Raw genomic sequence first — 22,386 nt, 5'->3', positions numbered from 1 at the left:
GTGGATGCCATGCACGTCGATACCCTCTGGTCCAATGTCCACCTGATCACCCTCGACGGCGACGGCCTGGGTGTCATCCGCGATGGCGTACTGGCCTGCGCCGACGGCCGCATCGTCCACGTTGGCCCGGCCGGCAGCGACGCTCACCTGAAGCCGACCACCCGCATCGATGGCGAAGGCCGCTGGATTTCGCCCGGCCTGATCGACTGCCACACCCACCTGGTCTACGCCGGCAACCGCGCCAACGAGTTCGAGCAGCGCCTGCAGGGCGTCAGCTATGCCGAGATCGCCCGTGCCGGCGGCGGCATCGTTTCCACCGTGCGCGCCACCCGTGCCGCGACGCCGGAACAGCTGGCCCGCGAAAGCCGGCCACGCCTGCTGGCGATGCGTGCCGAAGGCGTGACCACGATCGAGATCAAGTCCGGCTACGGCCTGACCTTGCCCGACGAACGCAAGCAGCTGCAGGTAGCGCGTGCGCTGGGCGAGGAATGCCGGGTCAATGTGGTGACCACCTTCCTTGGCGCACACGCGATTCCGCCGGGCCGCGAAGCACAGGAGTACATCGACGAGGTGTGCAACGTGATGATTCCGGCCATCGCCGCCGAAGGCCTGGCCGAAGCGGTGGACGTATTCTGCGAGAACATCGCCTTCTCGCCGGCGCAGGCGCGGCAGGTCTTCGAAGCAGCGCGCGCCAACGGGCTGGCGGTGAAGATCCATGCCGAGCAGCTGAGCAACCAGCATGGTGCTGAACTGGCCGCCAGCTTCGGTGCACTGTCGGCCGACCATATCGAACATCTGGACGATACCGGCATTGCCGCGATGGCCGCTGCCGGTACCGTCGCCGTGCTGCTGCCCGGTGCTTTCTATTTCACCCGCGATACCACCCTCCCGCCGATCGCCGCGCTGCGTGCGGCCGGCGTGCCGCTGGCGCTGGCCACCGACAGCAACCCGGGCACTTCGCCGCTGACCAGCCCGCTGCTGGCGATGAACATGGGCGCCACCCTGTTCCGCCTGACCGTGGACGAGTGCATCGCCGGCTTCACCCGTGAAGCGGCGCGCGCGCTCGGGCGCAGCGACCGCATCGGCCGCCTCGCCGTGGGCCTGGACTGCGACCTGGCGATCTGGGACATCGATGCCCCCGCCGACCTGGTCTATCGCATTGGATTCAACCCGCTGCACGCGCGCGTGGTGCGCGGACAGCCCGACCTGCCTGCCTCCTGGAGCAACACATGAGCAACACCCTGGTTCTTCGCCCCGGCCATGTCACTCTCGCCCAGTGGCGGCAGGTCTATCGCGGTGCGCCGCTTGCACTGGACCCGGCCGCGCTGCCGGTGGTGCGCGCCAGCGCTGCGGCGGTGGCTGCCATCGTCGCCAAAGGCGCACCGGTGTATGGCATCAACACCGGCTTCGGCAAGCTGGCCAGCGTGCGCATCGAGCGCGAAGACCTGGCCACCCTGCAGCGCAATATCGTGCTCTCGCACGCTGCTGGCGTGGGCGAACCGATGCCGGCCAGCGTGGTGCGGTTGATGATGGCGCTGAAGCTGGTCAGCCTGGCGCAAGGCGCATCGGGCATTCGCGAGGAAACCCTGCTGCTGCTCGAAGCGATGCTGATCAAGGGCGTATTGCCCGTGGTGCCGGCACAAGGCTCGGTGGGTGCTTCCGGCGATCTGGCACCGCTTTCGCACCTGGCCGGCGTGATGCTGGGCGTGGGCGAAGCCTACATCGGTGACGAACGCCTGCCCGCAACCGACGCACTGGCGCGGGCCGGCCTGCAGCCGATCGATCTGGGCGCAAAGGAAGGTCTGGCCCTGCTCAACGGCACCCAGTTCTCCACCGCCTATGCGCTGGCCGGCCTGTTCGAAATCGAAACCGTGTTCCAGGCGGCACTGGTCACCGGCGCGTTGTCGGTGGAAGCGGCCAAGGGTTCGGACACGCCGTTTGATCCGCGCATCCATGCCATCCGTGGCCAGCGCGGGCAGATCGCCACCGCCGCCACGCTCCGCACGCTGATGCAGGGCTCAGGCATCCGCGAATCACACCGTGACAACGACGTGCGCGTGCAGGATCCCTACTGCCTGCGCTGCCAGCCGCAGGTGATGGGTGCGGCGCTGGACATCCTGCGCCAGGCCGCGACTACGCTGGAAATCGAAGCCAACGGCGTGTCCGACAATCCGCTGGTGTTCACCGATACCGGCGAAGCGCTGTCTGGCGGCAACTTCCACGCCGAGCCGGTAGCCTTCGCCGCCGACATGCTGGCGATGGCGGTGTGCGAGATCGGTTCTATCAGCGAGCGCCGCTTGGCGATGCTGGTGGACCCGGCGCTGTCCGGCCTGCCGGCGTTCCTGACCCCGCGCCCGGGCCTGAATTCCGGCTTCATGATTCCGCAGGTGACCGCTGCGGCGCTGGTCTCGGAAAACAAGCAGCGCGCCTACCCCGCCAGCGTTGACTCGATCCCGACCTCGGCCAACCAGGAAGACCATGTGTCGATGGCCGCGCATGGCGCACGCCGGCTGATGCAGATGGCCGAGAACGCCGCCAACGTGATCGGCATCGAGCTGCTGGCCGCTGCGCAGGGCTGTGATTTCCATGCGCCGCTGCGCTCCAGCGCCGCGCTGGAAAACGTGCGTGCCACGCTGCGCGCGCAGGTGCCGACGCTGGAAGAAGACCGCTACTTCCATCCGGACATGGTGACCGCCACGAATCTGGTGCGCAGTGGCGCGCTGGCGCAGGGCCTGACCGACCTGCTGCCAACCGTGGAACCCCACGCATGAATACCCGTCCCGAATGGCTGACGGTGCACGAAGGCGACGCCCCCCTCATCGTCAGCTTCCCGCATACCGGCAGCGAGCTGCCGCACGACCTGATCGGCGACTACCACTCGCCGTGGCTGGCCCGCCGCGATGCCGACTGGTGGGTGCACGAGCTGTACGACTTCGTGCGCGGCATGGGCGCGACGACGGTGCGCTCGGCGATCTCGCGTTCGGTGATCGACCTCAACCGCGATCCCAGCGGCGTCTCGCTGTACCCGGGGCAGAACACCACCGGCCTGTGCCCGCTGACCACCTTCGACAACCAGCCGCTGTACCACGCCGGGCGCGAACCGGATGAAGCGGAAATCGCCCGTCGCCGCGACACGTATTTCCTGCCTTACCACGATGCGCTGGCGGCGCAGATCACGCGCCTGCGCGCACGCCACGGCACCGTGGTGGTGTACGACGCGCACTCGATCCGCTCGCATATCCCGCACCTGTTCGAGGGCGAACTGCCGCAGTTCAACCTGGGGACTGCCGGTCCGTCCGGCGCACCGGACACCTCCTGCGACAACGCCCTGAGCGACGTGGTGGAAAACCTGCTGAAGATCAGCGGCATGAGCCAAGTGCGCAACGGCCGCTTCAAGGGCGGCTGGATCACCCGCCACTACAGCAACATCGCCGGCGGCGTGCACAGCCTGCAGATGGAACTTGCCTGCCGCGGCTACATGCACGAGCCGCTGCCCGACCAGGTAGACGAACACAGCTGGCCCACCCCGCTCGACCCCGCCCACGCCGCACCGCTGCGCCACACCCTGGCGCAGGTGCTCAACGCCTGCCTTGAATTCGCTACGAACCGGAGCGCCGCATGACCCGCAACGACCCGTCCCGCACCATTGCCGCGCCGACCGGCACCACGCTCAACGCCAAAAGCTGGCTGACCGAAGCGCCGCTGCGCATGCTGATGAACAACCTGCACCCGGACGTGGCCGAGCGCCCGCAAGAACTGGTGGTGTACGGCGGCATCGGCCGCGCCGCGCGCGACTGGGAGAGCTTCGATGCCATCGTCGAGACGCTCAAGCGCCTGGACGACGACCAGACCCTGCTGGTGCAGTCGGGCAAGCCGGTAGGCGTGTTCCGCACCCACGCCGACGCGCCGCGCGTGCTGATCGCCAATTCCAACCTTGTGCCGCGCTGGGCCAACTGGGACCACTTCAACGAGCTGGACAAGAAGGGCCTGGCCATGTACGGCCAGATGACCGCCGGCAGCTGGATCTACATCGGTGCACAGGGCATCGTGCAGGGCACCTACGAGACCTTCGTGGAAATGGGGCGCCAGCATTTCGGTGGCGACCTGACCGGCAAGTGGCTGTTCACCGGTGGCCTGGGCGGCATGGGCGGCGCACAGCCGCTGGCTGCCGTGATGGCCGGCGCCTCCTGCCTGGCCGTCGAATGCCGCAAGAGCAGCATCGACATGCGCCTGCGCACCGGCTACCTCGACACCTGGACCGACAACCTGGACGAAGCGCTGCGCCTGATCGACGAGTCGTGCAAGGCCGGCACGCCGAAGTCGGTGGGCCTGCTCGGCAACGTTGCCGATGTGCTGGCCGAACTGCTCAAGCGTGGCGTGAAGCCGGACCTGCTGACCGACCAGACCTCCGCGCACGACCCGGTGAACGGCTACCTGCCACAGGGCTGGACGGTCGAGCAGTGGGACGAGAAGCGTGTGAGTGCACCGAAGGAAGTGGAGAAGGCTGCGCGTGCATCGATGGCCAACCACATCCGCGCCATGCTCGGCTTCCACGCGCTGGGCGTGCCGACCGTGGACTACGGCAACAACCTGCGGCAGATGGCACTGGAAGAAGGCGTGGCCAATGCCTTCGATTTCCCGGGGTTCGTGCCGGCCTATATCCGCCCACTGTTCTGCCGCGGCATCGGCCCGTTCCGCTGGGCGGCACTGAGCGGTGATCCGGAAGACATCGCCAGGACCGATGCAAAGGTGAAGGAACTGATTCCGGACAACCCGCACCTGCACCGCTGGCTGGACATGGCCGCCGAGAAGATCAAGTTCCAGGGCCTGCCGGCACGCATCTGCTGGGTCGGCCTGGGTGATCGCGATCGACTCGGCCTGGCGTTCAACGAGATGGTCGCCAACGGCGAACTGAAGGCGCCGGTGGTGATCGGGCGCGACCACCTGGACAGTGGCAGCGTCGCCTCGCCGAACCGCGAAACCGAAGCGATGGCCGACGGTTCCGATGCGGTGTCCGACTGGCCGCTGCTGAACGCCCTGCTCAACACCGCCAGCGGCGCGACCTGGGTCTCGCTGCATCACGGTGGCGGCGTCGGCATGGGCTTCTCGCAGCACGCCGGCATGGTGATCGTGTGCGATGGCACCGAGGCAGCGGCGAAGCGGATTGGCCGCGTGCTGTGGAACGATCCGGCCACCGGCGTGATGCGCCATGCCGATGCGGGCTATGAGATCGCGATCGACTGCGCGAAGGAAAAGGGACTGGATCTGCCGGGAATCCTCGGCTGATCTCAGGGCGGCTGGCACTACCGGGAACGTGTGGTAGTGCCGGCCGCTGGCCGGCACCGCACGATGCGTTGCCCGTGCAGCCGAGCATGGGCGCGACTGCACATGCTTGACCCAGCCTCCGACGCTGACCAACATGCGCCATCACCGCTGATGGATCATCGCGATGTACCGCACCCTTGCTGCTGCATTGCTCTGCGCCCTCTTCGCCGCTCCGATCGCTTCGGCGCATGAGTCCTCCGGCGATCTTTCCAATCAGCTCGACGCCCAACTGCAGGCCAACCGCGAGCGCTACGGCATTGCCGGCCAGGCGGTACTGGTCGCACACAACGGCCAGGTGCTCTATCAGGGCGCCAGCGGTGAACGTGATCCCGCTACCCATGCACCGGCCACCATCGATTCCATCTTCACCGCGCAGTCGATGGCCAAGCTGCTGACCAGCACGCTGGTGATGCAATTGGTCGATCAGGGCAAGGTGGATCTGGACGCACCGGCCAGCCGCTATGTGCCGGACCTGCCTGCAGCATGGCAGGCAATCCACGTGCGCGATTTCCTCAACCACAGCTCGGGCATCGGCGAATACTACGATCGTGTCGACAACCGTTGGGTCAGCAGGGGCTACCCTGGTGTAGCCCCTGACCTTGGCGCTGCACTGAAGGTGGCCGGCGCGGCACCGATGCAGTTCGCCACCGGCAGCCGCGTGCAGTACACCCAGGCCAACTACCTGGTGCTGACCGCCTTGCTGGAAGCGCACTATCGCAAGCCCTACCCGGCCATCGCGCGCGAACGCATCCTGCAACCGCTGAAGATGGCCAGCACCTCCTGGGGCGGGGCCAGTGTGCCGACGCAACGAGCGGCCGTGCCCTACATCGGCAAGGACGGCCAACTGCAGCCGGCCAATGAAGACCCTTGGCCGGACTACGGCTGGGGCCATGCCGACCTGCAGACCACCGTGGGCGACATGAACCGCTTCCTGCAGGCACTGGCCACCGGCAAGCTGGTGCGCACGGCGACCCTGGAAGAACTCTGGCAGCCGCAGAAACTGAGCGGTGGCGGCAGCAATTTCTTCTCCACCGGCTGGGACACCACCCGCAGCGACGGCTACACCCAGGTCGGCCATGATGGCGGCACCCGTGTACGTGCGCGGCTGGCCTACAAGGGCACGCTGGACAGCGGCTACTGGGTATTCGTTTACCTGACCAACGGCAGCGCCCGCAATGTCTGGTCGAGCACGCTGGTGGAAAGCACGATGGCGGTGGCCGCGCCGAAGGAATTCCCGCATGCGGTGTTGTCCGAGCGGTTGATCGGCTATGCGTTGGATGACAGCACCGATGCGAAACCGCAGATGCGTAGCTGGCTGCGCGACAGTAATGGCGTTCCCATCGGCGAACTGGAGCGCGCGATCAATGCCGATGGCTACGCCATCCGCGAGAGTCTGGGTGCTGGCAAGGCGCTGAAAGTGTTCACGCTCAACACCGAGCTGTATCCGCAATCCGCCAACGTCTGGGACAGCTTGGCGGAGTGCCATGCGGCGTTGGGTGAGGCGGAGACTGCCAAGGCGCTGTACGCGAAGGCCAAGACGCTGGCGAAGCCTTCGCCGTAAACCCTGCTGTAGAGCCAAGCCCATGCTCGGCTGATCTTCATGGCGATCGCAGAGAACCCGCGCTGCGCGATTAGCCGAGCGCGGGCTCGGCTCTACAGGAACGCGGCGGGCGGCCATACGCCGCCGATGGGTGACGTGGCGCCGTCGACCTGTTAACTTGCGCGCCACCTTCGTGGTTTACAGCATTTCCGTATGTCGCTCTCGTCGTACCGCCCCACCCCGTCGCAGTTGTTCCTGGCCGTTTCCCTCGGCCTTTCCTCCACCGCCGCCGCAGCCCCGCAGGCCACCACGCTGGATGCTGTGCAGGTCTCCGCTGCTGCCGATGCCAGCGCGCAGGCGCGCGAGGCGCTGAAGCGCGTACCCGGCGCCGGCAACGTCATCGACGTGGCCAAGGCCGATAGCCGCCTGTCCTCCAGCGCGGATGTGCTGGCCTACCGGCCGGGCATCAGTGCGCAGTCGCCGGGCAATGAGGGCACCAAGATCTCGATCCGCGGTTCGGGCATCAACCGTGGCACGGGTGCGCATGCGTCTGGTATTGCAGTTTCGATCGACGGGCTGCCGCTGACCGGACCGGGCGGCACGCCCTACGAGCTGCTCGAACCGCTGTGGCTTTCACGCGTGGAGGTGCTGCGGGGCGCCAATGGTTTCGAGCGCGGCGCGCTGGCGCTGGGCGGTGCCATCGACTATGTAAGCCGCAGCGGCCGTGATTCGGCCGGCGTGCAGCTGCACTACGAAGCGGGCAGCCGTGGCTACCAGAAACGCGGCATCAGCTGGGGCGGTGTCAACGGAGATCTCGATTACTTCCTGGCCTACACCGATACCGAGTTCGATGGTTATCAGCGCCATGCGCGCGGCGACGGCAAGGGCGCGATGGCCAACATCGGCTGGCAGATCACGCCCGACCTGCAGACGCGCTTCTTCGTGCGCTATCGCGAAACCAATCATGAAACGCCCGGCCGCCTGAGCCGGGATCAGATCCGCAACGATCCACACGCCGCGAATGCGGCCAACCTGGCCATCGATGCGCGCCGCCCGCAGCCGGGCAGTACCTGGGTGGGCAATGTCACCACGCTGCAGATCGACGAGGATTCTTCGCTGCAGGCCGGGCTGGTCTACCACACGTACCCGATGGACTTGAACGAGAGCCTGTACCGCCAGCAGCTGGACTATGCCAACCTCAACGCCACGCTGGACTACCACCACCGCCACCGGCTGTTCGGCCTAGACAGCGAAACCACGGTTGGTCTGCGCGTCACCCACGATCTGGACGCCGATGTGCGCGAGTCGCTGCGCTTTGCCAGCAACGGCTATGCCGCCGGTACGCGCACGCGTTACTTCCGCCACCACGGCACCGACAGCACACTGCACGTCAGCAACACCCTCGCCTTCAATGACCGCCTGCGCATGCAGGCTGGGCTGGCACTGATCAACACCCGCCGCGATGTTCAGGTGACCTGGCCGAGCAGCGGCGGCCGCCTGCGCGACCGCGACTGGGACTACGCGCCGCGGCTGGGCTTCACCTGGCAGCACAGCGCGCAGACGCAGTGGTTCGGCAACCTCAGCCGTTCGGTGGAGGCGCCGCACCCGTGGTCGATGATCTGGGGCTCGAACCAGTACTTCGGGCCGGGCAATGGCCCGTCTACCGGCCGCCAGCGCGCGCCGGTGCCGATGCAGAACCAGACCGCCACCACGCTGGAACTGGGCGCGCGCGGTGACGCGGCGCTGGGTCGCTGGGAACTGACCGGCTACTACGCCCACGTGAACCATGAATTGTTGAGCGTGGAGCTGCAGCCGGTACCGAACCTGTTCATCGCAGAGAACAACGCCAGCCCCACCGTGCACCGTGGCATCGAAGCCGGATTGGACAGCACACTGTGGCAGGCCGCGCCGGGGCGCCTGTCGTTGCGCCAGGCGTACACCTTCAGTGATTTCGGTTACCGCCACGATGCGCGCTTCGGCAGCAACCGCCTGCCGGGCCTGCCGCGCCACAGCTACCAGGCCGAGCTGCGCTTCGATCATGCCTCCGGCCTGTACGCCGCGCTGAACAGCGAATACGCCTCGCGCATCGCGGTGGACTACGCCAACAGCTACTGGGCCGATAGCCACGTGATCTTCGGCAGCCGCATCGGCTACGACGCACCCGGTGGCCGCTGGCAAGCCTGGGCGGAGATGCGCAACATCGGCAACCGCCACTACGCGGCCACGGTCACGCCGGGCTACGACGACGCCGGCAAGGATGTCGCGCGCTCGACGCCAGGCGAAGGCCGTGGCGTCTATGCGGGCGTGCGCTGGCGCTTTGACTGATGGCCGCAGGCGGCGCCGGGTCTGACCCGGCGCCGTCGTTCCAGGGTCAGCCAATACGCCAGGCCGGCAGGCGTTCGCTGCGCTTCCAGATGGAAGGCGCGAAACCAATCAACACCAGCGCCGCCAGCCACTTCGGTGAGGTAGTGAGCAGTGTCGAGGTGAGCGAGCCACCGACGGGGGCGGCCATTTCCTGCCACGGGTTGTAGCCCAGGTAGACGACGCTGCCAGCCCACCACAACAACGCCAGGCCGATGCCCACCAGCAACAGAGCCAGCGTGCGGCAGGTCCAGCGCTGCGACGTGCTGCCCCATTCCCGCGACGCTGCGATCAGCAGACCCACCACCAGCAGCGACACTAATGCAACCAGCCCGATATCGACTTTGGGCCCGATGCGTTCATAGCTGCAGGCGCGGCATTGCGCCTCTTCCGTGGCAGTGGCGGCTTCGGCGCCATCGGCCTGCCCGGCTGCGGGCTGCGCCAGCGCTGCAAACGGCATCAGTATCGCCAGCAGCGTCACCATGATCCAACGAAACAACGTCCTGTTCCTGCGTGCAGCGACATCCATGCGCTTGTCCTTGTCAGGGTTGGTTGAAGCCGGGCCACGTTCCGAGGCCCCCGGCGGATAATAGCGCAGAGTCGGGCAGGATCGAAAACTGCGCGTGCCTCTACGGCTTGGGGAGTACCAGGGGCGGACGGGCGCTGGCCGATCGCCGGCCTGGTATGGGCCATGACGCGCTACGGCATGCGATTGGCAACTTCAGCGGGCTGGCGCCGGAATGCCCGGCTGCTTCACGCCGGCCGCGCCTTGGTCACCGCCTCGATGCGATGGCCCTCGGGGTCGACCACGAACGCGGCGTAGTAGAAGTCACCGTAATCGGGGCGCAGTCCGGGCGCACCGTTGTCAGTGCCACCGTTGGCGATGGCTGCTGCGTGGAAGGCATCCACCGCCGCTGCGGACGCTGCAGCGAACGCCAGGTGGAAGCCGGGGCCTGGCGCTGCGGCGTCATCACGCAGCTTCAGGCACAACGCGTCTTCATCATCGACCACCCCATAGCCGATCGCGGTCTCGTCCTCGAACACCCGGCGGTACCCGAGTGCGGCGAGCGCGGCGTCATAAAAGCGGCCTGCGATATCAAGGTCACGAACGCCGAGGGAAAGGTGGTGCAACATGCGGACATCCTTGCCGGGCACGCAGTAGCGCGTTCGGGTGCATTCTAGCGCTCAGGTGGCGCGGCGGCCTTCAGCAACTGCGCTGCGACCTGGTCGAACGGGGCGATGTCCTGCAGTGCGCGGCACATCGCCACGGCGCCTTCCACGCTGGCGATCACCAGGCTGGCCAACCCATCCGCCACAGCAGGTTGGTGGCCGTCGGCAATGAAGGCTGCGGCCAGATGCCCCTGCCAGCGCATGAACACCTCTGCGGCGGCCGCGCGCGGTTGGCTGGGAACCGCCTCGACCGGTTCCTCGACCGCGGCGGCCAGCACCGGGCAGCCGGCGCGGAACCCGGAGCGCAGCAGGCGCTCGCGCCACATCGCCAGGAACTGCTGCAGGCCCTGCACGGCTCCGCCTTTCAACAGTTCAACGAGAAGCGCCTCCACCTTGTCGCCAGCCATGTAGGTGGCGCGCGCCAGAAGCTCCTGCTTGCCGCCAGGAAAATGGTGGTAGGTCGAGCCCAACGGCGCCTCGGCCAGCTTGGTCACCTCACGGATGCTGGTGGCATTGAGGCCTACCCGCGCCAGCATCAGTGCTGCGGCATCAATCACCCGTTGCGGGGCATCAGAGGGTCGTGGACTCACGGCGATCGCCTTGCTAAGACAGTCGTCATAGATTAGCGTACCGGCCGTTCTATAACAGTCGTCATAGCCATGAATCTCTGGTTCCGCCTGCTCCATCTACTGCTTTGCAGCCTGTTCCGGCCCAAGCTGGAGGCCCCGTTCGGGGTCTCACGGCTGCAGTTCCGGGTACTGCCCAACGACCTGGACAGCAACCTGCACATGACCAACGGCCGCTACTGGAACATCTTCGATCTGGGCCGGCTGGACCTGATCCTGCGCATGGGCCTGGGCCGGGTGGCGCTGCGCGAGAAGTGGGCACCGATCGTCGGTGCAGGCACCATCCAGTTCCGCCGCGAACTCAAGCCGTTCCAGCGCTTTACCTTGGAAACGCGCCTGGTGGGCTGGGTCGGCTCGCGCGGCATCATGGAGCAGCGCGTGCTGATCGGGCCCGAGCAGAAGATCGCCACACGTGCGCTGCTGGTCACCGGCACCTACGACCGTCGCGCGCGCCAGTTCCTGGGCATGCCGAAGATGATGGAAGCGATCGGCGTGGTCGCCCCACCGTCGCCGTCGCTCAGTGCAGCCGCCGAGGCGCTGCTGGCGGCCGATGCGGCGTTGAAGCAGGACGATGCCTGAGGCACAGATGGGGGCGACCTGCATGGGGCGCTTTCCGCCGCGCCGCAGTAGGCTGATGCCCCAGTACAGGGCGGTAGATCCGCTGCTGATCAGTTTCGATACGTGGTGGTCGACAAGCCTGCCTGCCGCTGCGACCTCTGCTGCAGCGCGCGCTTGACTGCCGCTTCGGCCAGCGGCGCCATCACCGCATAGCCCTTCGCCGTAGGATGCACGCCATCCTCGGCCAGCTGCGGATCGAGTCCGCCGGCGGCATTGGCCATCGGCGTGTGGTAGTCCAGATAGACCAGCTGCTGTGCATCGGCATGGCGCTTCAACGCCGTGTTCAGCGCACGCACCTTGGGCGCAGGCGCGATCCCGGGCATCCATGGGTAATCGCTGACCGGCAGCACCGATGCCAGCACCACGGCGATGCCATGTGCGCGGGCCAGGTCCACCATCGCGTGCAGGTTGTCTTCGATCATCGCCTGCGTGGATGGACCGGTGTTGCCTGCAATATCGTTGGTACCGGCCAGGATCACCACCACCTGTGGCTTCAGCGCCAGCACGTCTTGCGGGAAGCGCACCAGCATCTGTGCCGTGGTCTGGCCGCTGATACCGCGGTTGAGCCAGCCCTTGCCGGGGAAGAAAGCCGCGCTGCCTTCCCTGCCCCAGCCTTCGGTGATGGAGTCGCCGAAGAAGACCACGCGTGGCTGGCCCGGCGCCGCCGCGGGCAGTCGCGCGTTGGCATCACGATAGTGCTGCAGCTGCGGCCAATCAGCCAGGCGCTGCTGCATGAAACGAATCTCATCAGGGCGCAGCTGCTCTACGGGCTTGAGCAGCATCGGATTGACCGCGCCCGTTTCAGCAGCCGCGGTCGGAACGGTCAAGCCAATGCTGAAGGCGATGGCCAACGTTCCGGCAAGCACTACAGGAATACGCATGGAGACTCTCCCGGTTCACGGTGGCAGTCTAGCGCCCCGGCCTGCAATCAGCGTGCTGCCGCGCGCGCTGCCACGCCGGTCACCTTGGCCGGCATCCACATGCCGGGCGTCCAGCCACTGGCAGCCAGGATCGCCTTGGGGTTGTCCTGTTGGATCAGCGCGCGCACCGCATCACGCTTGTCCTTGGCCTGCAGGTAATAGGCCTTGGCGATGCGGTAACCCACCCAGTACCCCAGGTCGTAGGGTTCCTGCGAGCCCGGCATGTAGTTGTACAGCCACGGCGACAGATCGGTGCTGTCCAAATCCAGCGCGAACGCGCTTTCGATATGCACTTCCCGGCCACGGGTCCAGGCCGCGTGGCGCCCATTGCCGACGTTGCCGGAAATCAGTTCGGCGATGAACTCGGCGATGCCCTCGCCCAGCGAAACACGCAGCACTGTCGCGCGCGGGTCACCCGGCTCGAAGTCGATCAGGCCGGTCTGCTGGATGTGCACGTATTCGTGTGCGATCACATGCACGAAGCGGTCCTGCACATTGGGATTCATGAAATCGGCTGCGCACAGCGCTTCCAGGCCGATGATCACCCCGCTTTTCGAGGTCAGCCCGACCGGACGGCCACGGCCCACCGCGATGGTCACCGGCGGAAACGCGGCCTGTGGGTAGATCGCCTGCAGGTTGGAAAACACCTGCGTCAGGCGTTGCTTCACCGCTGGCAGTTCGGCCAGGCAGCTTCGTCCCTGCGCATACAGTTCCGGCTGCTTGGCGATGGACTCGGCAATGCGCTCGGGGGTGACCCGGCGCACCTTCGCCAGTTCGGCCAGGCCCGCCGAACCCTCGGCCAGGTATCCACGCAGCTGCGCAACGCTGGGCTTGCCGCCAGCGCTGTCATAAAGTGCATAGAAACGGCTGACATCCTGGGTGAGGATCTGCGGCCCTGCCGGTACCGCTGCGGTGGCCACGCCTACCGCCCCGGCACAGGCCAGGGCCAACAGGCCGCGCAGGATCATGAACATCGCTCCGTCCTTGGTGGAGTGCATGCGAAGCGCGCAATCTATCACTCCGCCCGGCCCACTGCAGCAGGCGGATGCGGGCGCACCGGCGCTGTGCCAGACTCGCTTCGGCACCTGCCATGGAAGATGGAGCACCGCACGATGATGATCGTTCCCGCGTACTGGGCCGAAGCCCGCCTGCAGGCCCGTTTCCGTGGCCGGCCGGTGGTCGTGCGCCGCTTCGGCTGGTCCGACGAAGGCCCTGCCGAGGCGCAGGTGCACGCCGACCGCCGCGCCAACGAAGCCCTCAATGCCATCCTCGCCGGGCAGGTGCTGCCGCGTCGCGAAGTGCGCAGCAACTACGGCGTGGAGGGCGTTCCGATCCGCGAGCAGATCGTGCAGCGCGACGGCGACGTCATCATCACCCGCAACAGCTACGGTGCGCTCTGCCTCAATACCCCTGACGTGCTGTTCGCCGATATCGACCATGCGCAGCCACCGGCGGGTTGCGTGATGCCCGCTGTCATCGCCGCAGCGCTGCTGTTTGCTGGCGCCATCGTCGGCACCCTGCTGTGGCACTGGCTGGTGGGACTGGTATTGGGCGTGGCGGCCGTAGTGCTGGTGAATGCCGCGATGCTGATGCAGCGCAGGCGGCGGCTGGCCGCCGCCGGTGGCGCCGAAGGTGTGGCGCTGCAGCGGGTCGCGGCCTTCAGCGAACAGCATCCGGACTGGCATCTGCGCGCCTACCGCACGCCAGCCGGACTACGCGTGCTGGTCATGCATGCCACGTTCTCGCCCGAGGACGAGCAACTGCAGGCCTTCTTCAAGGCGCTGGGTACCGACGCCCTGTACGCGCGCATGTGCCGGCTGCAGCATTGCTTCCGTGCGCGACTGACACCGAAGCCCTGGCGCGTCGGCCTGAAATACCGCATCCGCCCACCGGTGGCCGCGTGGTCAGCCGAACAGGCCAACAACCCGGACCGTCTGGCCTGGATTGCCGAATACGAAAAGAAGAGCGCTGGCTTTGCCGCGTGCACCTACCTGCGCAGTTTCGGTGATACCGCGCGCATCCATGCCAAGGCCGAGCACGTGCGTGCGCTGCACGACCGCCTGTCGCACGCGCAGGACCGTCTGCCGCTGGCGTGAGCGCAGCAGGCGCTCAATCAGCGCCCTGTACGAACGGCTGCCCTGCCAGGGTAGTGCCCAGCCGCATCGCGACCTGCTGCCCGCCCTTTTCGAAGGTTGTTGCGCATTGCTTGGCGCCCTTCTGGCATCCAACTTCCGGAAAGCCCTCGAGTGACTCAGGCGCGCCCTGGACCGGACTCGCCTGCCACCCTGCCGCATCCATCAGGCGCTTGGCCTTGGCATAAGGCATGCCGGCAACAATGCCCAGCTGCGCCAGTTCGGAGGGGAGTGATTGCGCATGCAGGATCGGCGTCATCACCAGCGCCAACACTGCGGCGATACGTTTGGACTTCATTCGTGAAACCCCTGGCAGACAGCAACAGGCCTGCAGCGTATCGCAGCTTCCGCACGCCATTGCACCCGCATCACATACGGTTACGCAATCGCAACGGCCAATGACACGAGGTCACCCCGGGGCCGCATCCGGTTCGCTTCGCGCGCGGCCGGCGCATTGCTGGCCGAGTCGAGGACCGCGGAAAGCGCGTCCGGCTCGTTGCGTACCGCGTATATCACCCGGGTGCCGGTCAGCAGCAGGCTGTCGCCTGTTCAGCGACCGCGCTGGCGCTCGATTTCCGCGTGCAGTACCTGCAGCTGCGCCAGGTACTGCTGGAAGATGCCCAGATCCTGCTCGACCAGGCGTGGCCAGTCGGGCTTCGCATTCAGCAACTGCTCGACCTGCTGCTGCGGCGGGCGATCAAACCCTTCGCCCAGGACGGCCAGGTAGCGCTCCCTGAATCCCTCCGGATCCTGCTGGTCCTGTGCGAAGAGCTGCACCGCAATCAATCCGGCATACAGGTAATTGGCCAGGTAAAGCGGATCCTCATACATCAGCCGCTTGGATACCCAGGTGCTGCGCAGCTCGGGATACTGCTCCGATGCGCCCCCATACCGGCCCAGTACCTTCACCGTCATCGCATCAAGCGCGTCTGCGTTGCCAACCTCATCGGCGGCCACTTGCTGATAGATGGACTGTTCCAGATCGGCCTCTTCAGACGATACGAACAGCTGCAGGATGATGTCATCGAGCAACGACTTCAGGTAATACGCTTTGGCACGTGGATCGCTGGCCTGCCGATAGAGCTGATCGCGGAACTTCAGTTCGTTGTAGATGGCGAAGGCCTCGGTCAACCACTTGTTGCCGTTGCGCTGGAACGAGGATGCGCCACCGCGCTGCATCCACTGCCCATGCATGGCATGGCCGGCTTCGTGAGCGATCTGGACATCCCCCTCCAGATCGCCCTGTCGATGACCAACGAACAGCAGCGAAGGCGCGCCAGGGGCGCTGATCGAAAACGCATCCATCGCGCGCCGCCCTGCCGATCCACCCAGATCCATGTGTCCGCCCGCAGGATCGAGCAGCCCGCGCAGCCCTGTCACGTAGTCCGGCCCCAGCACCTGCATCGATGCCGCTGCCGCATCACGCAATTGCGCCAGGTCAAGCGGCGGAGCGATATAGCCCGCATCAGGCAGGCCCATGTCCCAGATCCTTGGGGAGGCCTGGCCCATGCGCTCAAGATGGGTCAACTGCATCTGTTGGTAGTTGCGTCGCAGCGGCGCGTGGCGCGCTACCGCCGCCAGTGTCGCGTCGACGGCGGCCTGATCCAGGCCCATGTGCCGGTAGCTGCGGTCAGGCGCAGTTCCATCGCCCTGCAGTTCCGACGCTTGCTCGTTGAGGCGGACCAGGCCCAGCAGCACCGTTGCCATTTCGCTGCGCCGCGACGCCATTCCCTGCCAGTAAGCACGCCATGCCGCTTCGCGCAGTGAACGGTCCGGCAGGCGGGAAAGGGCTCGCGCATCGGTGCGGCTGTCAAACGTGCCGCCTTCATGTTCGAAGCGCGCAAAGGGCGCCGATTGCAGCAGCTGCCGGTGCAGTCGCCCGAAGCTGTCCAGCGCCGGGTCGGCCAACGTGTCGACCGCATCCACCAGCGCGGCATTGGCCGGCTGCACACCCTCCCGCAACGCCCGTTCACGCAGGTCGGCATGCGGCTCGATCCAGGCAGCCTGCGCGGGCGCATCACGTAATGCCTGCTTGGCAATCGCCGCGATGCGTCCACATGTGCCGGCCACTTCGCCCTGGGTGTTGGCCAGCCGGGCATCATCAGCATTGCGCGCTGCCTGAAGATGCAGGTAGCCATGGTGCCGGAGGCACTCGCCATACAGCTGCTCGGCCTGCTGGAACCGCACGTCTGGCGGCGCCTGAAGGGCCTTGAGGGCATCGGTGCTGCGCTCGAGGTTCTGCCATGCCTCACGTTCAAGGGAGGCGCTGCCAAAGTAGCTGCGGTCATCTGCCCGCAGAGCCTGCGCTTCCACTCCGTGTGTCATCCCGGCCAACAGCGTCGCGATGACAAAAGTGATGGCGCGCATTCCATTGCGATGCATCGATGTCTCCTGGTCTGTTTCCATTCCCAGCTTAGCAGCCCGGGTGGCCCCGCATGCCGCATGGCAGGTGGCTTCCCGATTCCCGATTGCGCATCCGGATCCAGGCCGTCTGCCCACTCACATCCCGAGACAGAAAGGCCACCCGGAGGTGGCCTTTCTGTTCCCTTACTTGGCGTTCTTCACGTAGGTGTCGAACCAGTTCAGCATTTCCGCAACCAGCTGTTCGTTCGACTCCAGCGCGGTATACCAGTGCGGCTCATTCGGCAGCATCACCAGGCGGGTGGTACCGCCGTTGCCACGGATCGCCTGGTACAGCTTGCGCGACTGGAACGGCTCGGTGCCCGGGTTGGCGTCGTCCTCGCCGTGGACCAGCAGCAGCGGCAGCTTGATCTTGTCGGCATAGAAGAACGGCGAGGCCTTCAGGTAGACATCCTGCGCCTGCCACACCGAGCGACGCTCGTTCTGGAAGCCGAACGGGGTAAAGGTCTTGTTGTACGAACCGCTGGTCGCCACGCCCGCCTTGAACAGCGTGGTGTGCGCGATCAGGTTGGCGGTCATCAGGCCGCCGTGGCTGTGGCCGGTCACGCCGATGCGGTTGCGGTCGACCACGCCCATGTCCACCGCCTTGTCGACCGCCGCCTTGGCATCGGCTTCCAGCTGCTCCAGGTAGGTGTCGTAGGCGTTCTTCGGGTCACCCACGATCGGGAACGAGGCATTGTCGATGATCGCGTAGCCGGCCAGCAGCATCAGCCGGTACGGCTGCAGACGGGTAAAGGTCTGCTGCGAACCGGACACCTGCCCCGCCTGCGCGGCGTTGGCGAAGTCGGCCGGATAGGCGTACAGGATGGCCGGCACGCGCTGGCCTTCCTTGTAGCCCGGCGGCGTGTACAGGGTGAACGACAGGTCCACGCCGTCGGCGCGCTTGTAGGTCACCAGCTGCTTCTTGATCTGGCGCACTTCCGGGGTCGGGTCGATCAGTTTGGTCAGCGCGGTCGCGGTGGACGCGAACTGCGCCTCGCCGGCCTTCGCGTCGGCCACCGCCTCACCCTGCTGGCGGACGAAGGCATTCGGCGGATCGATCACCGACTGGTGCCAGGTCAGGTAGCGCCCCGGCGTGTTGCTGAAACCGAGGAACTGCTCGTAGGCATCGGCGCTGCTGCGGAACAGGCGCTCGCTTTTCAGCGTGCCCAGGTCGAGGCGGTCCAAGAACGGACGGTCGCCCTGCGGCGACGCGCCACGGCCGCTGAGGAACACATGGTTGCCCTCACGGCGCACGACCTGCGCGCCATTCGGCAGGCGGGTAAAGACCAGGTTGCCGGGGTTGCCGTACAGCTCATCGCTGGACATGTCCCACAGCAGGCGGCCTTCCTTCTTCGGCTGGTCCACATCGACGATGCGGGTCTGCATCCAGTGGCGGTTCTCGTCGTTCTCGAACTGGAACGCCACGGCCGGATCGGCAGTCCATGCGAAGCCTTCGAAGCGTTGTGCGGTGCGGGTGACCTCGACCGGCTTGCCGTTGAACGGCGCCTTCAGCATCAGCACGCGATCACGATGCGGCACGCTCACCTTCCAGTCGCCCTTGTCCAGCGCTTCGGCATAGACCAGGGTGGCCGGATCGGTGGCACGCCAGTCGAAACCGCGCGGACCTTCCGGTACGCCGTGCACCGGCACGCGGTCGGCCAACGGCAGGCTGGCGATCGGCGTGGACTTGCCGCTGGCGATGTCCAGCACGGCCACGTCGTTGGCGAAACGCTGGTAGGTCACCGCATGCGAATACGGTGCCTTGATCGATTCGGTCAGCACGTGCACGCCATCGGGCGCGGCGCTGACTTCATTGAACAGCGCCGGTTGCCCGACCGGGCGCACGCGGTTGGCGACGGTATCGACCACGGCCAGCTGCGAGGTACCGTAATAGGCGAACAGCTTCTCGTCATGGACGCTGGTCAGCGTGTCGCGGGCTTCGTAGGTGCTGCTTTCGCCGCTGCTGCCCAGCGACTCCTGCGCGTCCGGACCGGTCGGCACGCCGCCATTGGACGGCGCCGGGCCCTGGTTGGCCGGCACCAGCTTCACCAGCAGGTTCTGGCTGCCGCCCAGCCACTGCACGGTATAGCCGAAAATCGGGTTCAGCTGCACGTTCGGCACCTGCTTCACCTGGCCGGTTGCCGCATCGCCCACCCACAGCTGCACGCTGGTATCGACCGCATTCTGGAAGGCGAAGTGGCTGCCATCGGCCGACCACAACGCGCCGGTGGCGCAGCCCTGCGGCAGGTTGACCTTGGTCTCCTTGCCGCTGCCGATGTCGACCAGGGTGAAGTCGGCCACGCAGGCCGGAATGCCGTAGCCACCGGGGGTGTCATGGCGACTGCGGTTCTTCGGCTCCAGGCGCACGCCGGCCAGCTTCAGGTAAGGCTGGGCGACGCGGCTGATTGACGGGTAGGTCTGCGCGGTGGTCAGCAGCAGGCGCTGGCCGCCCGGGGCTACGTTCGGCGCCGGCGGCGGCGGTGCCTTCAGCACCTTGAGCAGGTGTTCCGGCGGCTTGGCGTAGTCGGCAAGCGCCGGGCCAGCGGCCAGCAGGCCGACGGTGGCAACGGCAACGGCCGCCGCCAGAGAGGTTCGACGGATCAGCATCCTTATCCCCTGGGTGTGAATGGGTACCCGGAACCGGGCATGAACCCGAATCTAGCACCGCAGGGGTTGTCGTGAATGGGCCGGAAGGGCTAGTGGCCGGATGGGGCAAAGTGCAGCCCCGGCAGGTGCCGCGGAACTGCCGGCACCTGCCGGGCGTGGCCTGGCACTACTGCTGCGCGTGCAGGTCCCAGGTGGCCAGGTAATCGGGATCGACCACGATCATGCCGCTGGTGTGCATGCGGTACTCCCCAGGCTCGGCTGGCTGGTACTGGTCCAGCATCGGCGGCAGATAGCGCTCGTGGCCATCATTCTCGTCGGCCAGCACCACGCCCTCGTCGGCGCTGATGCGCAACACCGTGCCGGCGTACTGCTCCAGCCCCTTCACCTGGCCGTCGCCACCATAGCGGGTGACCCCGACCAGTACGACCTTGCCGATCATTTCTTCCGCCTTGGCGTCGTCCAAGGGCGGCAGCATGGGAGTGAATTCGTCGCTCATCGGTGCACCTCCGTAGCCTGCAGGACATCGTGGATGAGGTTTCCGCTTCGCAGTGGGCGTCGCTGGCAGCCGAGCAAATGCCCGGCCTGAAGCCTCTGCATCGAGAGTGCCAGTACGCCCATGAACCCAAGGGTTCCTGGAGCACGATGCTGCCATCACAGGCGGAAGGGACAGGTGAAGGCCGAACTCGGTCCTCGCCGATCAGGGGGTTGCACCTGCACCACGCTAGAATGCGCCCATGCGCACCGTACATGCCCTCCGCTACATCACGCCCTTGCGGGAAGGTGGCTCCCTGCCGGCCGTGGTCGAGACCGACGACGACGGCATGGCCGTGCTGAAGTTCCGTGGCGCCGGCCAGGGCCCGAAGGCGCTGATCGCCGAGCTGATCGCCGGCGAAATGGCGCGCACGCTGGGCCTGCCGATTCCGGAAATCCTGTTCGTGGAGCTGGACCGCGAGTTCGCCCGCACCGAACCGGACCCGGAGATCCAGGAGCTGATCCGCGCCAGCGAGGGCCTGAACCTGGGCCTGGACTACCTGCCCGGTGCGATCAACTACGACCCTGCGGCGATGCCGGTGGACGCCGACCTGGCCTCGCGCATCGTCTGGTTCGATGCGCTCACCAGCAATGTCGATCGCACCACGCGCAATCCGAACCTGATGGTGTGGCATCGAAAGTTGTACCTGATCGATCACGGTGCCGCCATGTATTTCCATCACGACTGGGCCAACGCCGGCGATGCCTGCGAAAAGCCGTTCGTGCTGATCCGCGACCACGTGCTGCTGTCGTTCGCCAGCCGCGTCGCCGAGGTGGATGCCGAACTGGCCGCGCGCCTGACCGATGCCGAGATCGAGCGCATCGTCGGCCTGGTGCCGGACAGCTGGCTGGTCAACGAGCCGGCATTCGAAAGCCCGCAGGCCTATCGCCAAGGCTACATCGACTATCTCAAGCATCGCCTGAAAGTGCGTGCGGTGTTCGTGCAGGAGGCCATCCGTGCCCACGCTGCACACGTATGACTATGCGGTCATCCGCGTGGTACCGCGGGTGGAACGCGAGGAGTTCATCAACGTCGGGGTGATCGTCTCCTGTCCTGGTGCGCGTCATCTGGAGGCGGCCATCGAGATCGATCCTGCGCGCCTGCGCGCCTTCGCGCCGGCGCTGGACCAGGAGGCGCTGCAGCCGTGGCTGGATGCGATCGTGGCGATCTGTCGCGGCGACGCCAGCGCCGGGCCGATCGCACAGCTGCCCGCGCGTGCGCGCTTCCATTTCCTTACCGCCAAGCGCAGTTCGGTTGTGCAGATGTCGAGCACGCATGTGGGCCGCACGGCGGACCCGGCGGGCGTGGTGGAACACTTGATGACGAAGATGGTGCGGGTGCCGGCACCATCCGCGTAGCGGCAACTGGTAGAGTCGACTGTTAGTCGACTAACGCGCGCAGCGCGGGCTCTTCGGCGGCAGCGAGAAAGGCAGTCGACTAACAGTCGACTCTACCCGGTCGACTCTGCCCGGCCGGTTCCATCACCATGCGCGTTCGCCTGCGGATTCAAGCTCACTCAACGGCCAGCGGCACCATCCATACGGATGGTCACCGATCTGCGCGGCAAGACCGGCTCGAACGGGATTTGCCAGAATGTAGCAAGCGTGCCTGTGCAGCGACGCGTCACTGCGGATCGCATGATCGTGATAACCCGCCTGCCAGATTGCCCCCCGGCTCCCTCGCCGCCGGTTTATTAGAAAGCTGCTGCGTGCCTTGAAACGCTGCACGCAGTAGCCCAGCGAATGACCACGAAGTTGAGCCAGCCAGTGAATGTGATCCGGCATGATGATCCAGGCAAGTGATGCAGTCAGGCCTTCCCGATCCATCGATCGGAGGAGCTGCATGGCAAGGTCGGCATTGGCAGGACAATCGAAGACGCGATGGCGGTTCCGGCACACCATGGTGATGCTGTAGACGTTGCCCGCGATGGATCGCCGGCCGGCAAGCAGTTGAGGGCTGGGCATGAGTTCGAGAATGCCCGCCCGCATGGATTTCCGGCATCGGTTCCCTGCCAATGCCAGAATCAGGGATCCTCTCGATACAGCATCAGGGTATGTGGAGTCGACTGGGTAGAGTCGACTGTCGCGCGAAGCGCGGGCTTTCCAGCGTGGGAGAGAAGAGCAGTCGACCAACAGTCGACGCTACCCGGTCG

At 66.3% G+C, this 22,386-nt stretch carries 20 protein-coding genes; 10 read left to right on the top strand and 10 right to left on the bottom strand.

The genetic code is table 11. The annotated features are described in order from the left end of the window. The first annotated feature begins 9 nt into the window (after nucleotides 1-9). The 6 genes from hutI (at nucleotide 10) to ROV95_RS11215 (ending at nucleotide 9,190) form a co-directional block, all read left to right on the top strand. Complete coding sequence (hutI, locus tag ROV95_RS11240) at nucleotides 10-1,233, top strand: imidazolonepropionase (protein ID WP_312544412.1); 1,224 nt, start codon at nucleotides 10-12, stop codon at nucleotides 1,231-1,233. After that, nucleotides 1,230-2,771 carry a histidine ammonia-lyase gene (hutH, locus tag ROV95_RS11235; RefSeq protein WP_058981343.1) on the top strand — a complete coding sequence of 514 codons (1,542 nt, stop codon included), beginning with the start codon at nucleotides 1,230-1,232 and terminating at the stop codon, nucleotides 2,769-2,771. Before hutI ends, hutH begins: the two co-directional genes overlap by 4 nt. Next, nucleotides 2,768-3,622 (top strand): N-formylglutamate deformylase, encoded by an 855-nt coding sequence (gene hutG, locus ROV95_RS11230; RefSeq protein WP_312544410.1) that lies wholly within the window; start codon nucleotides 2,768-2,770, stop codon nucleotides 3,620-3,622. Before hutH ends, hutG begins: the two co-directional genes overlap by 4 nt. Then, nucleotides 3,619-5,286 (top strand): urocanate hydratase, encoded by a 1,668-nt coding sequence (gene hutU / locus ROV95_RS11225; RefSeq protein ID WP_111098182.1) that lies wholly within the window; start codon nucleotides 3,619-3,621, stop codon nucleotides 5,284-5,286. The genes hutG and hutU overlap by 4 nt, the downstream gene beginning before the upstream one ends. A 163-nt stretch (nucleotides 5,287-5,449) precedes the next feature. Then, the gene (locus ROV95_RS11220) at nucleotides 5,450-6,886 is read left to right on the top strand and encodes a serine hydrolase domain-containing protein (RefSeq protein ID WP_312544409.1); all 1,437 of its coding nucleotides are present in this window, start codon (nucleotides 5,450-5,452) and stop codon (nucleotides 6,884-6,886) included. 192 nt (nucleotides 6,887-7,078) lie between these two features. Further along, nucleotides 7,079-9,190 carry a TonB-dependent receptor gene (locus tag ROV95_RS11215; protein ID WP_312544408.1) on the top strand — a complete coding sequence of 704 codons (2,112 nt, stop codon included), beginning with the start codon at nucleotides 7,079-7,081 and terminating at the stop codon, nucleotides 9,188-9,190. 46 nt (nucleotides 9,191-9,236) lie between these two features. Here the strand turns inward: ROV95_RS11215 and ROV95_RS11210 are convergent, their stop codons facing one another. The 3 genes from ROV95_RS11210 to ROV95_RS11200 all read right to left on the bottom strand — a co-directional run bounded on the left by ROV95_RS11210 (nucleotide 9,237) and on the right by ROV95_RS11200 (nucleotide 10,986). Further along, the gene (locus tag ROV95_RS11210; RefSeq protein ID WP_164144608.1) at nucleotides 9,237-9,755 is read right to left on the bottom strand and encodes a hypothetical protein; all 519 of its coding nucleotides are present in this window, start codon (nucleotides 9,753-9,755) and stop codon (nucleotides 9,237-9,239) included. Nucleotides 9,756-9,979: 224 nt separating this feature from the next. Continuing rightward, nucleotides 9,980-10,360, bottom strand: coding sequence for a VOC family protein (locus ROV95_RS11205; protein ID WP_312544407.1), 381 nt, complete (start codon nucleotides 10,358-10,360; stop codon nucleotides 9,980-9,982). 44 nt (nucleotides 10,361-10,404) lie between these two features. After that, nucleotides 10,405-10,986, bottom strand: a complete 582-nt coding sequence (locus ROV95_RS11200) for a TetR family transcriptional regulator (protein WP_171952796.1) — start codon at nucleotides 10,984-10,986, stop codon at nucleotides 10,405-10,407. Between the two features lie 69 nt (nucleotides 10,987-11,055). Here ROV95_RS11200 and ROV95_RS11195 point away from each other — a divergent pair, with 69 nt between their 5' ends. Further along, nucleotides 11,056-11,601 carry a thioesterase family protein gene (locus ROV95_RS11195; protein ID WP_312544405.1) on the top strand — a complete coding sequence of 182 codons (546 nt, stop codon included), beginning with the start codon at nucleotides 11,056-11,058 and terminating at the stop codon, nucleotides 11,599-11,601. 89 nt (nucleotides 11,602-11,690) lie between these two features. Here ROV95_RS11195 and ROV95_RS11190 read toward each other — a convergent pair whose 3' ends face one another. Both ROV95_RS11190 and ROV95_RS11185 read right to left on the bottom strand, forming a co-directional pair. Then, nucleotides 11,691-12,422, bottom strand: a complete 732-nt coding sequence (locus ROV95_RS11190; RefSeq protein WP_227844497.1) for an SGNH/GDSL hydrolase family protein — start codon at nucleotides 12,420-12,422, stop codon at nucleotides 11,691-11,693. Between the two features lie 146 nt (nucleotides 12,423-12,568). Continuing rightward, a complete protein-coding gene (locus tag ROV95_RS11185) occupies nucleotides 12,569-13,534 on the bottom strand; it encodes a DUF2268 domain-containing putative Zn-dependent protease (RefSeq protein ID WP_312544403.1) in 966 nt (321 codons plus the stop codon). A gap of 138 nt (nucleotides 13,535-13,672) precedes the next feature. Here ROV95_RS11185 and ROV95_RS11180 point away from each other — a divergent pair, with 138 nt between their 5' ends. Next, the gene (locus ROV95_RS11180; RefSeq protein WP_134730856.1) at nucleotides 13,673-14,656 is read left to right on the top strand and encodes a hypothetical protein; all 984 of its coding nucleotides are present in this window, start codon (nucleotides 13,673-13,675) and stop codon (nucleotides 14,654-14,656) included. Nucleotides 14,657-14,669: 13 nt separating this feature from the next. On the opposite strand, the gene ROV95_RS11175 is transcribed toward ROV95_RS11180, so the two are convergent. The 4 genes from ROV95_RS11175 to ROV95_RS11160 form a co-directional block, all read right to left on the bottom strand. Then, nucleotides 14,670-14,990, bottom strand: coding sequence for a hypothetical protein (locus tag ROV95_RS11175; RefSeq protein WP_058981328.1), 321 nt, complete (start codon nucleotides 14,988-14,990; stop codon nucleotides 14,670-14,672). Nucleotides 14,991-15,241: 251 nt separating this feature from the next. Further along, a complete protein-coding gene (locus ROV95_RS11170) occupies nucleotides 15,242-17,059 on the bottom strand; it encodes a M3 family metallopeptidase (RefSeq protein WP_312545117.1) in 1,818 nt (605 codons plus the stop codon). 180 nt (nucleotides 17,060-17,239) lie between these two features. Beyond that, a complete protein-coding gene (locus ROV95_RS11165) occupies nucleotides 17,240-19,702 on the bottom strand; it encodes a prolyl oligopeptidase family serine peptidase (RefSeq protein WP_312544400.1) in 2,463 nt (820 codons plus the stop codon). 166 nt (nucleotides 19,703-19,868) lie between these two features. After that, nucleotides 19,869-20,198, bottom strand: coding sequence for a hypothetical protein (locus tag ROV95_RS11160; RefSeq protein WP_312544399.1), 330 nt, complete (start codon nucleotides 20,196-20,198; stop codon nucleotides 19,869-19,871). Nucleotides 20,199-20,436: 238 nt separating this feature from the next. Here ROV95_RS11160 and ROV95_RS11155 point away from each other — a divergent pair, with 238 nt between their 5' ends. Both ROV95_RS11155 and ROV95_RS11150 read left to right on the top strand, forming a co-directional pair. Next, the gene (locus tag ROV95_RS11155; protein ID WP_251103163.1) at nucleotides 20,437-21,213 is read left to right on the top strand and encodes a HipA family kinase; all 777 of its coding nucleotides are present in this window, start codon (nucleotides 20,437-20,439) and stop codon (nucleotides 21,211-21,213) included. After that, nucleotides 21,191-21,592: a DUF3037 domain-containing protein gene (locus ROV95_RS11150; RefSeq protein ID WP_058981318.1), complete on the top strand. Its 402-nt coding sequence runs from the start codon at nucleotides 21,191-21,193 to the stop codon at nucleotides 21,590-21,592. Before ROV95_RS11155 ends, ROV95_RS11150 begins: the two co-directional genes overlap by 23 nt. Before the next feature lie 123 nt (nucleotides 21,593-21,715). Here ROV95_RS11150 and ROV95_RS11145 read toward each other — a convergent pair whose 3' ends face one another. Further along, nucleotides 21,716-22,198 (bottom strand): transposase, encoded by a 483-nt coding sequence (locus tag ROV95_RS11145; protein ID WP_186008968.1) that lies wholly within the window; start codon nucleotides 22,196-22,198, stop codon nucleotides 21,716-21,718. Nucleotides 22,199-22,386: the final 188 nt, after the last annotated feature.

The organism is Stenotrophomonas maltophilia group sp. msm1 (genome assembly GCF_032025805.1).
GTDB lineage: Bacteria > Pseudomonadota > Gammaproteobacteria > Xanthomonadales > Xanthomonadaceae > Stenotrophomonas > Stenotrophomonas hibiscicola.
The sequence above is the reverse complement of the archived record's forward strand: the minus strand, read 5'-3'. Positions and strand labels throughout refer to the sequence as shown.